Raw genomic sequence first — 11,607 nt, forward strand, 5'->3', positions numbered from 1 at the left:
GGCCCCGCGATCTGGTAGATGCCAACCTTGGTTGGCATGCTTTTAGGTACCGGGAACATTGCCCGTGGGGTCAGAGCCCTTCCTGCGGAAGGGATCTGACCCCGGGCCATGTGCCAACCAAGGTTGGCACCTACCAGAGCCGGGGCGCGTGGTTACTGCAGCACGAAGCGCTCGATCGCGCGGGCCACGCCTTCGTCGGTGTTCGGTGCGGTTTCAAAACGCGCCACCGCCTTCACTGCGTCGATGGCGTTGCCCATGGCCACGCTGGTGCCGGCGAACTGCAGCATGGTCAGGTCGTTTTCCTGATCGCCAATGGCCATCACGTTGGCGCGGTCGATGCCCAGGTGTTCGGCCAGGCGCTGCAGGCTGGGCCCCTTGCCAGCGCGGTGGTCGAACACTTCCAGGAAGAACGGTGCGCTCTTCAACACGGCGAAGCGTTCGGTCAGTTCGGCCGGCAGGCGGGTAATGGCTGCATCCAGCACGTCGGGTTCGTCGATCATCATCAGTTTGATGAAGGACATTGACGGCTCCATGTCCTGCACGCGGCGGTACGACAGCGGCACGTGGGACAGGTGCGAATCGATGACGGTGTAGCGGCTGATGTCCTGGTTGGTGGTGTACAGCCGCTGGCCGTCCAGCGCCTGGAAATGCACGCCCAGCTGCCGCGAAACCTGTTCGCAGTACACGAAGTCATCGAAGCTGAGCGGGAACTCCACCACTGTTTCGCGCGTGCCGATGCGCTGCACCAGGCCGCCGTTGCAGGCAATGCAGTAATCGTCATTGCCGGTGATGCCCAGTTCCTGCAGGAACGGCGCCAGCCCGGACACCGGGCGGCCGCTGGTCAGCACGATATGCACGCCCAGCGCGCGCGCCTGTGCAATGGCCTGCTTGGCGCGCGCGGTCAGCTTGTGCGCCGGGTCCAGCAGGGTGCCATCCATATCGATGGCGACCAGTTGGATGGTCGATTGCCTGCGGCCCATGTCCATCAGTTTCATTTCCAGCGCGGGGCCCTCCATTTTAGGCCAGGCCGGCGGCGGCTGCCGTTCTCATGTGCGGTTCAGCCGCGCGCAGCCGTTGGCGGCCATACTCGGCAAGCCTGTGCGCCCCACCGCAGGACGGCCCCCTGACCGCCCTACCCTGGAGATCCAGACGCATGACCTACCGCGCCCCCGAGGCCACCGACACCGCCCCGCTGGCACAGCAGATTGAAGACCTGATTGACGGCCTGCCCGGCCAGCACATCCGCGTGGGCACCCTGCTGCAGGCCCTGGGCGATGAGGGGCTGATGTTGATCGTGATCCTGCTGTCGGCCATTTTCCTGATTCCGGTATCCATTCCCGGCCTGAGCACGGTGTTTGGTGCGTCCATTCTGTTGATTGGCCTGAGCCGCGTGCGCGACCGGCCGCTGTGGGTGCCGCAGCGCCTGGCGCAGAAGGAAGTGGCCACTGAAAAGCTGCGCGCCAATCTGGGCCGGGCCCTGAAGTGGGTGCATCGCATGGAGCGCCTGTCGCAGCCGATGCGGCTGGCGGTGATGGTGCGCTCGAAGAAGATGATGCGCGTGAACAACGTGGCGCTGGTGGTGGCCACGCTGCTGCTCATGGCCCCGGCCGGGCCGATTCCCTTCAGCAATACGCTGCCCGCGCTGGCACTGATGTCGTTTGCCATCGGCTTCATCCAGCGCGATGGCGCTGCGGTGGCGGCCGGCTATGCCTTCGTGGTGGCCACGATGGTGTACTTCGGCGTACTGCTCGGTGGCGTAGGGTTTGCCGCCGAATCGGTGTTCAGCGGGCTGCGCGGAAGCACCGCCGAGCTGTAGAGCCAAGCCATGCTTGGCTGCGCTTCGCCTTTCGCTTTTCGTAGAGTCGAGCTTGCTCGACTGCTGTTGGCAGAAGCAGTCGAGCAAGCTCGACTCTACAAACGCCAGAGCCAGAGCCAGAGCCAGAGCCAGAGCGAGAGCCACAGCCAGAGCCACAGCCAGAGCCACGGCCACAGCCAGAGCCACAGCCACAGCCACAGCCACAGCCACAGCCAGAGCCAGAGCCACAGCCACAGCCACAGCCACAGCCACAGCCACAGCCACGGCCACAGCCACAGCCACAGCCACGGCCACAGCCACGGCCAAAGCAGTCGAGCATGGCTCGACTCTACAATTCCGTTACTTTGCCGAGACCCGCCAGACGACGTCGCCTACGTCATCCGCCACCAGCAGGGCGCCGTCGGCGTCCATCGCCATGCCCACCGGGGCGCCCATCAGGGTCTTTTCATCCTTCGATGCAAACCCGGTCACCACCGGTTGCGGGCGGCCGGTCGGCTTGCCGTCCTTGAACGGTACGTACACCACTTCGTAGCCGCTCAGCGGTGAACGGTCCCAGCTGCCGTGTTCGCCGATGAAGGCGCCGCCGTGGTACTTCGCGGGCAGCGACTGGCCGGTGTAGAACAGCAGGCCCAGCGGTGCTACGTGCGAGCCGATGGCGTAGTCGGGCTTGATCGCCTTGGCCACCAGATCGGGCCGCTGCGGTTGCACGCGTTCGTCCACGTGCTGACCGTAGTAGCTGTAGGGCCAGCCGTAGAAGCCATCTTCCTTCACCGAGGTCAGGTAATCGGGCACCAGGTCGGCGCCGATTTCATCGCGCTCGTTGGCCACCGCCCACAGCGCGCCGGTGCTCGGTTCCCAGTCCAGGCCGGTGGGGTTGCGGATGCCCGATGCGTAGATGCGGCTGCCACGGGTGGCCACGTCCACTTCCAGCACCACGGCGCGGCGGTATTCCACGGCCAGGCCATTTTCGGTGATGTTGCTGTTGGACCCCACGCCCACGTACAGCTTGCTGCCATCACGGCTGGCCAGCAGTTCCTTGGTCCAGTGGTGGTTGATGGTGCTGGGCAGATCGGTGAACTCGCGGCCCTTGTCGGCCATGCGGGTGGCGCCCGGCACGTACTGGTACTGCATGATGTTGCCGGTGTTGGCCACGTACAGCGTGTTGCCGATCAACTGGATGCCGAACGGCGAATGCAGGCCTTCGATGTAGACGTGCTGGGTCCAGGTATCGGTGCCCGGCGTGCGCCGCAGCAGGGTGACCCGGTTGCCGCCCTTGCCGGCCTTGCCCGAGCGCGCCTTCACCTTGCCGGCAATCCACTGCTTGGGCGTGGTGACCGGTTCTTCGCCGGGGCCATTGCCTTCCACCACCAGCACATCGCCATTGGGCAGGGTCAGCAGGCGGCGCGGGTGCTGCAGGTTGGCGGCAATGCGCTCGATCTTCAGGCCTTCGGCCACGGCCGGCGCCTGGCCTTCGGCCCAACCCACGCCCTTGGGCACCTGCATGGGCGGCATGAGGAAGTTGGCCGGCTTGGGCAGCGGCGGCTGCGGACCGGACTGGTCGGCCGGGTGGTATTCGGCTTTGCCGGCGCAGGCGGCGAGCATGACGGCCAGGGAAAGGATGCCCAGCGTGGGCAGGATGCGCTCAGCCATGACGACCTCCCTGCAGCACCGGGGCCTGCAGTGACAACAGGATGTAGCCGATCGCGATCAGGGCCACGGTCAGCGCGGACAGCACGGTGCCCGGCACGGCCACCGCATAGGCGTCGCGGCTGTGCACGAAGGCGTTCCAGATGGCCAGCACGATGGCCAGCAGGTTCAGCACGAAATCCACACGGTCCACGCCGGTGGCGGTGCCGTTGCGGCGCCACACCGCGAACAGGTTGATCAGGCGCGGAATGATGGCGATCAGCAGGCCGAAGGTGATCAGCCAGGCGGCGGACTTGCCCCACATCACCTCGGCGGTGTTGAGGTAGAGGATGTCGAAGATCAGCGCGGCAACGAAGAAGCCGAACGGTATGGGATTCAGCAGGCTGAAAAGCGTGGTGCCCGGGCCGCGATGGGCCTGGGCGACGGGGTTGACCATGGTCGTGCTCCGAAGGGGGAAGGACTGCACGGGCCGTAGTAGCACAAGCGGCCGGGAGGCAACGCGATGATGGCGGCTGGGGCCACGCCGCGCTTGGATGGATGTGCCGGGACACGCCCGGCGCACACCGGTAGATCCACGCCATGCGTGCATGGGCCGAGCCGGGCGGTGCGGGGCTGCTTGGCCTTGGCATGCCGGGCGCTGCGTGGCTGCTTGGCTTGGAATGCCGGGCGCTGCAGGACTGCTTGGCTTGGAATGCCGGGCGATGCAGGACTGCTTGGCTTGGAATGCCGGCGATGCAGGACTGCTTGGGTTGGAATGCCGGGCGCTGCGGGACTGCTTGGCTTGGAATGCCGGGCGCTGCGTGGCTGCTTGGCTTGGAATACCGGGCGATGCGTGGCTGCTTGGCTTTGGTAGAGTCGAGGTTGCTCGACTGCTCTTGGCTACGGCAGTCGAGCAAGCTCGACTCTACGAAGGGCCGGAGCAGTCGAGCAAGCTCGACTCTACGGCTGCGTGTGATCAGGGAACATAGACCAGGTGCAGGGTGTACGCGAAGCCGCCTTCGGCTTCGGTGATGTCGACATGCATCACCAGATCGCTTCGCCCCTCTCCCTCCGTGTACAGATCGACCAGGACCTGCCAGTGCTTCCCATACCACTGGCACACCGAGGATTCCCAGCTCGTCTCCGGCAGCGGCACCAGGGTTTCGCCGTAGTCCTGAAGGATGCCGGTGATGGCCTCCCACGTATCGGCGGTGCGCAGGTACACGTTTGCCGTCTGCGGCGGGCGGCCGGCCGCGATTTCGTTGACCATCCAAGTCAGGACGGGGCGGAATGCCGCATTCACGGGGCCTTCGCTCGTTGGGTCTTTGCTGACCATCTGTAGTCCTTCAGGGGCAGGCCGAATGTGCGGCGCTGACGGTTCGTGCCAACCAAGGTTGGCACCTACCAGGCTAATGGGCGCCCGATGGGGGCGCGATCAATCGAACGTGAGGCTGGCGCGGCGGGCGGTGCGCAGCGGGATGAACAGGGCGGCGGTGAACACCACCAGGAACGGTGCGGACAGGATCGCGGCATCGTTGCTGCCGAACGCGATCAGGTTCAGGTGCAGGTCGCCAATCCATTCCAGCCGCATGAACACCAGTATCAGGCCGCCGAAGGTGGGGCACGGCAGGCCGCCGTGGCCGGCCATCAGCAGCGTGGGTGACAGCAGCGCGGCCAGGAAGGCGAAGCCCGCCCGATACAACCACGGGTTGCCCTGCCAGCGCGGCGCACGCCGCCACATCAGCACCAGCAGGGCCAATGGCAGCAGCGGCGCCAGCAGCACCAGCGCCAGGATCATGGCCATGCGGTTTCACCCGCGGCGCGGTGTTCTGCCATAAGACCCTGCATGCGCTTCTCCTGTAGACGTCCTTGAGCGGTGCATTGTTGCGGTTGTGGCCGCCAGTGCAAGCCCCTGTCGCAACGGGTGGCTGCGGACGGCCAGTGCCAACCAAGGTTGGCACCTACCAGAGCGTGCGGCGGGGCGCGGTTGTGGACGGAGAGTGCTAACCAAGGTTGGCACCCACCAGAACGTGCGGTGGCGGCGTAACGATTCGTTGCGCGGGCGATGACGCTGGCGAAAGGTGCGCGGCGCTACACTCGCCCCAGTGCTTCATGGAGGATCACGCATGCGCCTGCTGCATCTCACCCTGCCGGTGTCGAACGTCGAAACCGTGGCGGACTATTTCCGCGATGTGCTGCAGCAGCGCGTGGTCGGCCACCATGTGCATATCGGCTGGAGCACGATCGACTTGCAACCGGCGGGTGCCCACGCGACGGGTGGCGTGCACCTGGCCTTCAACGTGCCCGACAACCGCTTCGCCGAAGCGATGGCGTGGCTGCGCGAACGTACGCCGCTGCAGCGCAGTCCCGAGGGCATCGACTACTTCGCGCTGGAAAGCAATTGGCAGTCGCAGTCGGTGTATTTCACCGGACCCGACGGGCTGATCCTGGAGCTGATCGGGCGCAATCGCCTGCCGGCTGGCACGCATACCGGCGCCTTCCACGGTAGTGAACTGCAGTGTCTGAGCGAAGTCGGCCTGCCCAGCGATGATGTGGATGCGGTACGCGCCGCCGCCAGTGCGCGTTTCGGCCTGCAACCGCTCAGTGCGCCGTCGGCGCAGTTCGCGCCGATGGGCGACGATGAGGGCCTGTTGATCGTGGTGGCCGCCGACCGCCGTTGGTTCCCCGAGCAGAAAGACCTGCCTAATGCACAGGGCCTGGTGCTGCAGATCGGTGGGGTGGCCGGCAGCGGCGAACTGCATGACGACGCGCGCGGATGGCGCGTGCACACCGTCTGATCTACCAGCTACCCGAGGCACCACCGCCGCCACTGCGCCCACCACCACCGCTCCAGTCGCTGGACGAGGACGAACTGGACGACGAACTCCCCCAGCCACCGCGGCGGTCGTCATCATCGTCGTCACCGCGTGTGCCGGTGCCCACCAGCATGGCCACGGCCCAGCCCATGTAGCCCACGGCGCCGAATACCAGCAGCAGCGCTTCGGCATCCAGCCGGTCCGGCTGCAGCAGCGTCCACACCAGGCCCGCGCCCATCACCGTGCCGAGCAGCAGCACACGCAGGGCGAAACCACGCCGGCTTTCCTGCCAACGGTCACGCGCCAGGGTCAGCGGGAACCACAGCACCACCGCGGCGATGCCTGCCAGGAAGTACAGGGCCACATGCACGAACAGCCCGGGGAACACCCCGCGCGTGGCGAGCACGGCCACGCTGATACCGATGCTGGCGACCAGCAGGCCCCACAGCGTGCGCCGCAGCGACGAGCTGCGCCGCCACCGGTGCCCGCAAACCCACGCCAGTGGCACGGCCATTGCCAGCAAGAACAGCATCGGCACAATCTGCCGCGGCGCCCACACCGCGGTCGCCAGCCCGGCCAGCGCGATCAGCGCCAGCCAGTGCAGCGGGCGGTACCACCACCGTCGCACCGGCACGGCTGCCCCGCGCCCCTGCCAGCGGCCCAGCGCGAACCCGGCCATCAACGCCAGCAGCAGGATCGTATCCATGCCCTGCCAGGCCAGATCCAGCAGATGGTTGCTGCGTGGCGGTGGCAGCGGCTCGCCATCCACCAGCCCCGCCAGCAGCGCGCTGCCGTCCAGCACGCCCTGGTCCAGATCGCCTTCGCGGAAACGCGGCAGGATAGCTTCTTCGATGATGCGCTTGGCGTAGACATCGGGAATGGCGCCTTCCAGCCCATAGCCGGGCTGGATGCGCACGTGCCGGTCCTGCACGGCCACCAGCAGCAGCACGCCGTCATCCACGCCTTTGCGACCCAGCTGCCACTGGTCGAACACCCGTTGCGCGTAGGCCTCGATGCTTTCCTGGCCGGTACTGCCCACCAACAGCACCTGCAGTTGCGCGCCGCCCTTGCGGGCCTGCAGCGCGCGCGCCTGCTGTTCCAATGCGGCACGGGTGGCCGGGCGCAGTGCACCGGCCGGGTCAACCACCGGGCCATCCAGCGGCGGCACCTGCACCTGCGCCCAGGCCAGCACGGGCCATAGCAGCAGGAGCATCAGCAGGCCGCGCACCAGATGCACCGACCTCCGCACCGGCTCAGATCGATTCATCGGCCCGGCTCACCAGCGTCCAGCACGGGGTGCGGGCGAAGGTGTAGACCTGCTGGTCGCTGGTATCGGGGGTGCGCATCAGCACCTGCATCTGGCCGTCGGCCTGCGCGGTGACGGTCATCTCGCGGCCACGGCCGGCCAGCGTGGCCGGATCCGGCATCACCGGCCATTCCACCTCGACCAGCGGCAGCTGCTTTTCCACGGTCTTCGGCTCGGGTTCGGCACCGGCATCGACGTAGCTGTCGCGCAGCGGATCGGCAGTGGCCGTTTCCTGCAGCGCGATCTCATTGCCGAAGTGCTTCAGGAAGGTATCGAACTGCTCGTGCGGGCAGGCCGGTGCCGCGGGCGTAGCGGCGGGCGTGGCGGCTGCCGGTGCGGCGGCCTGTGCAGCAGCGGCCGCCGCTTCTGCGGGCTGCGGCTGCGAAGCCTGCGGGGCCTGGGTGCAGGCGGCCAGGGCAAGACTGAAGACAGGGGCCAGCAGCACAAGGGAACGGCGGCAGCGCATGGGATCATCCTGATTCCGGTTCGGTCGCACCATCCTACCCTGCGCCGTACAATCGCGTTTTTCCCGACCCCGGCCCTGACATGCGCGCCCTGTTCCTGTTGATTGGCCTGTTGCTGCCCGCGCTGTGGCCGTCCGTTGCGCTGGCCGTGGAGGCACGGCCCGGCGATCTGCTGTTCGTCAGTGCCGGCCAGACCGGCCTGAGCGCCGCCATTGATGATGCCACCGCGCGCGAAGGCGGCACCCGCTTCGACCACGTGGCCCTGGTGGCCGATGGGCCGGGTCAACTGCAGGTGCTGCACGCCGATGAAAAGGGTTCGCGGCAGCAGACGCTGGCGGAATTCCGCCAGGATGCGCGGGACAAGCAGCGGCAGATCGTGGTGTACCGCCTGCGCGCGGCGCCGCCGCAGGTGCTGGCCGATGCCATCGCCACGGCGCGCACCATGTTGGGCAAGCCGTACAACACGGCCTATGTGTTGAACGAGGACAGCTACTACTGTTCGGATTTCATCGAGCGCGCGTTCCGCACCCACCATGTGTTCGCGCTGCAGCCGATGAACTTCCGCAATCCAAAGACCGGGCAGATTTCCCAGCACTGGGTGGATCTGTATGCCGGCATGGGCATGGCGGTGCCGCAGGATCTTCCCGGCACCAACCCCAACGACATGGCGGCCACCCCCGCGCTGCAGCGTATAGGCGTGCTGTAAACACGCCTGCTGTAAACACGCCCGTTGTAACAAGCGAAGCCCCGCACCAGGCGGGGCTTCACCGTTCACGCGTGGGCTGCACGCGGGTCATTCTTCTTCGTCATGGCCGCCCTGCTGCTGGTTGCGCTGGTTGCGCTGCTGCTGTTCCTGCTGCTGTTGCTGCTGCTGGTCGCGGCCACGCCCCTGCTGCTGATCCTGCTGGTTCTGCTGGCCCTGCTGCTTCTGGTTCGGGTTCTGGTTCTGCTGTGCCATGTCCGATCTCCAAATGCCACGCGCGGAATGCGGTGGACGTGCGCATGGTCTTCAGCCGAAGGTTAACCACGCGTTGCAGCGCGGCTACGGGCGCGTGCACGGCGGTGAATGAACACGCGCAGGCCCTTGTGCCGCAAGCGCATGAAGGATTCATGCGGGTTGCGCATGTGCTTATGCCGGCCGCGTGCCGCGCCCATTAAGGTGGGCCGGCGCTTGCTGGCTGCGCGGGGCCGCCCGACAATCGATGCCCTTCTCTACACCGAGTGAACGATGGACCGTTCCGCCCCGCTGTTCCGCCGGGTAAACGCACGGGCACGCAACAGCCGCCACGGCGAGCACGGCGGCGAGTACCGCCACGAGCGCCATCGCAAAGGCACGCTGGCCAGCGAGGCCACGCGCGGTTCGATGCATGGCGGGCACCGCCACGGCCGCGATTACACACCGCTGTTCCGCTTCCTGCTGTCCAAGGTGGGCCAGCCCTGGGTGCAGGTGCATTCGGAAGCCTGCGCGCGGCTGGATACGCCCGAACCCATCGCCTGGATCGCGGCCACCGGCAATGCCCCGCGCCGCGACCAGGTGCGCGTGGGCGAGGCCTCGTACTTCAGCGGGCTGTACGTGGATGAGGCCGGTCTGCTGCAGCGGGTGGCACCGGCGCTGACGGCGAAGGACATGCTGCCCTCGTGCACCTGCTGCACGCATACCTTCAACGGCGTGCGCTTCGGCGAAGACGACGCCGGCTGACCGCCTACGCCTTTGGTCCGATTTGCAGCCGCCCCCGGCCGCGCCTATCGTCGGGAAGACCCTTGGCGGAGACACGCATGGCCCCCGACAGCACAGCACGGCCTTCCTACGACCAGGCCCTGGCCGACTTCGATCTGGCGCAGTGGGAAGCGCGACTGCAGGGCGATCTGCAGACCGGTGTGAATGCCTGCGTGGAATGCTGCGACCGCCACTGCGGGCGCAATGCCACCGCGCTGCGCTGGGTGGATGCGCAGGGGCACCTGCACACCTACACCTTCGAACACCTGCGCGAAGCCGCTGCGCGCGCCGCGAACGTACTGGCCGAGGCTGGCATTGCCCGTGGCGATGTGGTGGCCGGCCTGCTGCCGCGCACGCCCGATCTGCTGGCGGTGATCCTGGGCACCTGGCGGTTGGGCGCAATCTATCAGCCGCTGTTCACCGCGTTCGGGCCCAAGGCCATTGAAACGCGGCTGGCCACCGGGCGCACTGGGCTGGTGGTGACCGACCTGGCCAACCGCAGCAAGCTGGACGGGGTGGGCGGCTGCCCTACCGTAGCCACCATCGCCGGCACCGGGCTGCGCGTGGCCGACGGCGATATCGACTGGCGGGCGCGCACGTACCAGGCACCGGCCGAGCGGGCCCCGGTGATGCTGCGCGGTGACGAACTGATGGCCCTGCTGTCCACGTCGGGCACCACCGGCAGCCCCAAGGGCGTGCCGGTGCCGCTGCGCGCCTTGCTGGCCTTTGCCAGTTACATGGAACTGGCGGTGGATCTGCGCGCCGACGATGTGTTCTGGAACATTGCCGATCCCGGTTGGGCCTACGGCCTGTACTACGGGGTCACCGGCCCGCTGCTGCTGGGCCATGCCACCACCTTCAGCGAAGCCGGCTTCAGCGTGGCCGGGCTGAACCAGATCATCCAGCAGTTGGGAGTAACCAACCTGGCGGGCTCGCCCACCGCCTACCGGCAGATCATCGGTGCCGGCCCTGCGGCCAGCGCCGGCATCAAGGGGCAGCTGCGGGTGGTCAGCAGCGCGGGCGAGCCACTGAATCCGGAAATCGCCCGCTGGTTCCGCGAACACCTGGGCACCACGGTGCTGGACCACTATGGGCAGACCGAAACCGGCATGGTGGTGAACAACCACCACGCGCTGGCCCACGCGGTGCGGCCCGGTTCTTCCGGCTTCGCCATGCCCGGTTACCGGGTGGCGGTGCTGGATGAGCACGACAACGTACTGCCGCCGCGCACGCCGGGCATCCTGGCGGTGGATGTGCAGCAGTCGCCCATTCTCTGGTTCACCGGCTACTACGGCGCCGAGACGCCCGCGCTGCGCGATGGCTGGTACCGCACGGGCGATTCGGTGGAGTGGGAGGATGATGGCTCGATCAGTTTCATCGGCCGCTCTGATGATCTGATCACCTCGTCGGGCTACCGCATCGGGCCGTTCGACGTGGAGAGCGTGCTGATGGAACACGCCGCGGTAGCCGAGGCCGCGGTGATCGGCGTGCCCGATCCGGAGCGCACCGAGATCGTGAAGGCGTTCGTGATCCTGCGCGATGGCCACAGCGGCGATGAAGGGCTGGCCACGGAGCTGCAGCAGCACGTGCGTTCGCGCCTGTCTGCCCACGCCTACCCGCGCCAGGTGGAGTTCGTGGCGCAGGTACCGAAGACACCCAGCGGCAAGGTGCAGCGCTTCCTGCTGCGCAAGGCCGAGATCGAGAAGCAAGCGGCGCGGTCGTAGAGTCGAGCTTGCTCGACTGCTGTGGCTTGCTCGCGTAAAGCAGTCGAGCAAGCTCGACTCTACAACGGCAAGATCGCAAAGCAGTCGAGCAAGCTCGACTCTACAAGGGCAGGATCGCAAAGCAGTCGAGCAGGCTCG

General features: G+C 67.1%; 13 protein-coding genes. 5 read left to right on the top strand and 8 right to left on the bottom strand.

Translation table 11 applies throughout. The features are described from left to right. Window positions 1-152 precede the first annotated feature (152 nt). Complete coding sequence (gene yidA / locus C1930_RS18850) at window positions 153-986, bottom strand: sugar-phosphatase (RefSeq protein WP_108757812.1); 834 nt, start codon at window positions 984-986, stop codon at window positions 153-155. A 167-nt stretch (window positions 987-1,153) separates the two neighbouring features. Between yidA and C1930_RS18855 the strand changes: the two genes are divergently transcribed. Beyond that, on the top strand, window positions 1,154-1,816 hold the full coding sequence (locus tag C1930_RS18855) for an exopolysaccharide biosynthesis protein (protein ID WP_108772392.1): 663 nt from the start codon (window positions 1,154-1,156) through the stop codon (window positions 1,814-1,816). Window positions 1,817-2,155: 339 nt separating this feature from the next. Here C1930_RS18855 and C1930_RS18865 read toward each other — a convergent pair whose 3' ends face one another. The 4 genes from C1930_RS18865 to C1930_RS18880 form a co-directional block, all read right to left on the bottom strand. Continuing rightward, on the bottom strand, window positions 2,156-3,466 hold the full coding sequence (locus C1930_RS18865) for a sorbosone dehydrogenase family protein (RefSeq protein WP_108763140.1): 1,311 nt from the start codon (window positions 3,464-3,466) through the stop codon (window positions 2,156-2,158). Further along, the gene (locus C1930_RS18870; protein WP_108757436.1) at window positions 3,459-3,899 is read right to left on the bottom strand and encodes a DUF2231 domain-containing protein; all 441 of its coding nucleotides are present in this window, start codon (window positions 3,897-3,899) and stop codon (window positions 3,459-3,461) included. Before C1930_RS18870 ends, C1930_RS18865 begins: the two co-directional genes overlap by 8 nt. A 519-nt stretch (window positions 3,900-4,418) precedes the next feature. Next, window positions 4,419-4,778 (bottom strand): hypothetical protein, encoded by a 360-nt coding sequence (locus C1930_RS18875; RefSeq protein WP_159093638.1) that lies wholly within the window; start codon window positions 4,776-4,778, stop codon window positions 4,419-4,421. Window positions 4,779-4,877: 99 nt separating this feature from the next. Beyond that, the gene (locus C1930_RS18880; RefSeq protein ID WP_108772394.1) at window positions 4,878-5,246 is read right to left on the bottom strand and encodes a hypothetical protein; all 369 of its coding nucleotides are present in this window, start codon (window positions 5,244-5,246) and stop codon (window positions 4,878-4,880) included. A 322-nt stretch (window positions 5,247-5,568) separates the two neighbouring features. Here C1930_RS18880 and C1930_RS18885 point away from each other — a divergent pair, with 322 nt between their 5' ends. Next, window positions 5,569-6,240 (top strand): VOC family protein, encoded by a 672-nt coding sequence (locus tag C1930_RS18885; RefSeq protein ID WP_108772395.1) that lies wholly within the window; start codon window positions 5,569-5,571, stop codon window positions 6,238-6,240. A 1-nt stretch (window position 6,241) separates the two neighbouring features. Here the strand turns inward: C1930_RS18885 and C1930_RS18890 are convergent, their stop codons facing one another. Both C1930_RS18890 and C1930_RS18895 read right to left on the bottom strand, forming a co-directional pair. After that, window positions 6,242-7,525 (bottom strand): TPM domain-containing protein, encoded by a 1,284-nt coding sequence (locus tag C1930_RS18890; protein ID WP_234412702.1) that lies wholly within the window; start codon window positions 7,523-7,525, stop codon window positions 6,242-6,244. Next, window positions 7,512-8,030, bottom strand: a complete 519-nt coding sequence (locus C1930_RS18895; RefSeq protein WP_108772396.1) for a hypothetical protein — start codon at window positions 8,028-8,030, stop codon at window positions 7,512-7,514. Before C1930_RS18895 ends, C1930_RS18890 begins: the two co-directional genes overlap by 14 nt. An 80-nt stretch (window positions 8,031-8,110) precedes the next feature. Between C1930_RS18895 and C1930_RS18900 the strand changes: the two genes are divergently transcribed. After that, a complete protein-coding gene (locus tag C1930_RS18900; protein ID WP_108772397.1) occupies window positions 8,111-8,734 on the top strand; it encodes a YiiX/YebB-like N1pC/P60 family cysteine hydrolase in 624 nt (207 codons plus the stop codon). An 87-nt stretch (window positions 8,735-8,821) separates the two neighbouring features. Here C1930_RS18900 and C1930_RS20480 read toward each other — a convergent pair whose 3' ends face one another. Next, the gene (locus C1930_RS20480) at window positions 8,822-8,986 is read right to left on the bottom strand and encodes a hypothetical protein (RefSeq protein WP_180886923.1); all 165 of its coding nucleotides are present in this window, start codon (window positions 8,984-8,986) and stop codon (window positions 8,822-8,824) included. Between the two features lie 270 nt (window positions 8,987-9,256). On the opposite strand from C1930_RS20480, the gene C1930_RS18905 reads away from it, so the two are divergent. Together C1930_RS18905 and C1930_RS18910 are read left to right on the top strand one after the other, a co-directional pair. Beyond that, window positions 9,257-9,727: a hypothetical protein gene (locus C1930_RS18905; RefSeq protein ID WP_108772398.1), complete on the top strand. Its 471-nt coding sequence runs from the start codon at window positions 9,257-9,259 to the stop codon at window positions 9,725-9,727. Window positions 9,728-9,804: 77 nt separating this feature from the next. Next, the gene (locus tag C1930_RS18910) at window positions 9,805-11,469 is read left to right on the top strand and encodes an AMP-binding protein (RefSeq protein ID WP_108772399.1); all 1,665 of its coding nucleotides are present in this window, start codon (window positions 9,805-9,807) and stop codon (window positions 11,467-11,469) included. Window positions 11,470-11,607 lie beyond the last annotated feature (138 nt).

The sequence above is a fragment of the Stenotrophomonas sp. SAU14A_NAIMI4_8 genome (genome assembly GCF_003086695.1).
In the GTDB taxonomy this organism is placed as follows: domain Bacteria; phylum Pseudomonadota; class Gammaproteobacteria; order Xanthomonadales; family Xanthomonadaceae; genus Stenotrophomonas.

What these genes read in the sequence shown, in the direction of transcription:
- C1930_RS18905 (WP_108772398.1), top strand. Translation starts at nt 9,257, where the DNA reads ATGGACCGTTCCGCCCCGCTGTTCCGCCGGGTAAACGCACGGGCACGC.
- C1930_RS18890 (WP_234412702.1), bottom strand. Translation starts at nt 7,525, where the DNA reads ATGAATCGATCTGAGCCGGTGCGGAGGTCGGTGCATCTGGTGCGCGGC.
- C1930_RS18895 (WP_108772396.1), bottom strand. Translation starts at nt 8,030, where the DNA reads ATGCGCTGCCGCCGTTCCCTTGTGCTGCTGGCCCCTGTCTTCAGTCTT.
- yidA (WP_108757812.1), bottom strand. Translation starts at nt 986, where the DNA reads ATGGACATGGGCCGCAGGCAATCGACCATCCAACTGGTCGCCATCGAT.
- C1930_RS18910 (WP_108772399.1), top strand. Translation starts at nt 9,805, where the DNA reads ATGGCCCCCGACAGCACAGCACGGCCTTCCTACGACCAGGCCCTGGCC.
- C1930_RS20480 (WP_180886923.1), bottom strand. Translation starts at nt 8,986, where the DNA reads ATGGCACAGCAGAACCAGAACCCGAACCAGAAGCAGCAGGGCCAGCAG.
- C1930_RS18870 (WP_108757436.1), bottom strand. Translation starts at nt 3,899, where the DNA reads ATGGTCAACCCCGTCGCCCAGGCCCATCGCGGCCCGGGCACCACGCTT.
- C1930_RS18900 (WP_108772397.1), top strand. Translation starts at nt 8,111, where the DNA reads ATGCGCGCCCTGTTCCTGTTGATTGGCCTGTTGCTGCCCGCGCTGTGG.
- C1930_RS18885 (WP_108772395.1), top strand. Translation starts at nt 5,569, where the DNA reads ATGCGCCTGCTGCATCTCACCCTGCCGGTGTCGAACGTCGAAACCGTG.
- C1930_RS18865 (WP_108763140.1), bottom strand. Translation starts at nt 3,466, where the DNA reads ATGGCTGAGCGCATCCTGCCCACGCTGGGCATCCTTTCCCTGGCCGTC.
- C1930_RS18875 (WP_159093638.1), bottom strand. Translation starts at nt 4,778, where the DNA reads ATGGTCAGCAAAGACCCAACGAGCGAAGGCCCCGTGAATGCGGCATTC.
- C1930_RS18855 (WP_108772392.1), top strand. Translation starts at nt 1,154, where the DNA reads ATGACCTACCGCGCCCCCGAGGCCACCGACACCGCCCCGCTGGCACAG.
- C1930_RS18880 (WP_108772394.1), bottom strand. Translation starts at nt 5,246, where the DNA reads ATGGCCATGATCCTGGCGCTGGTGCTGCTGGCGCCGCTGCTGCCATTG.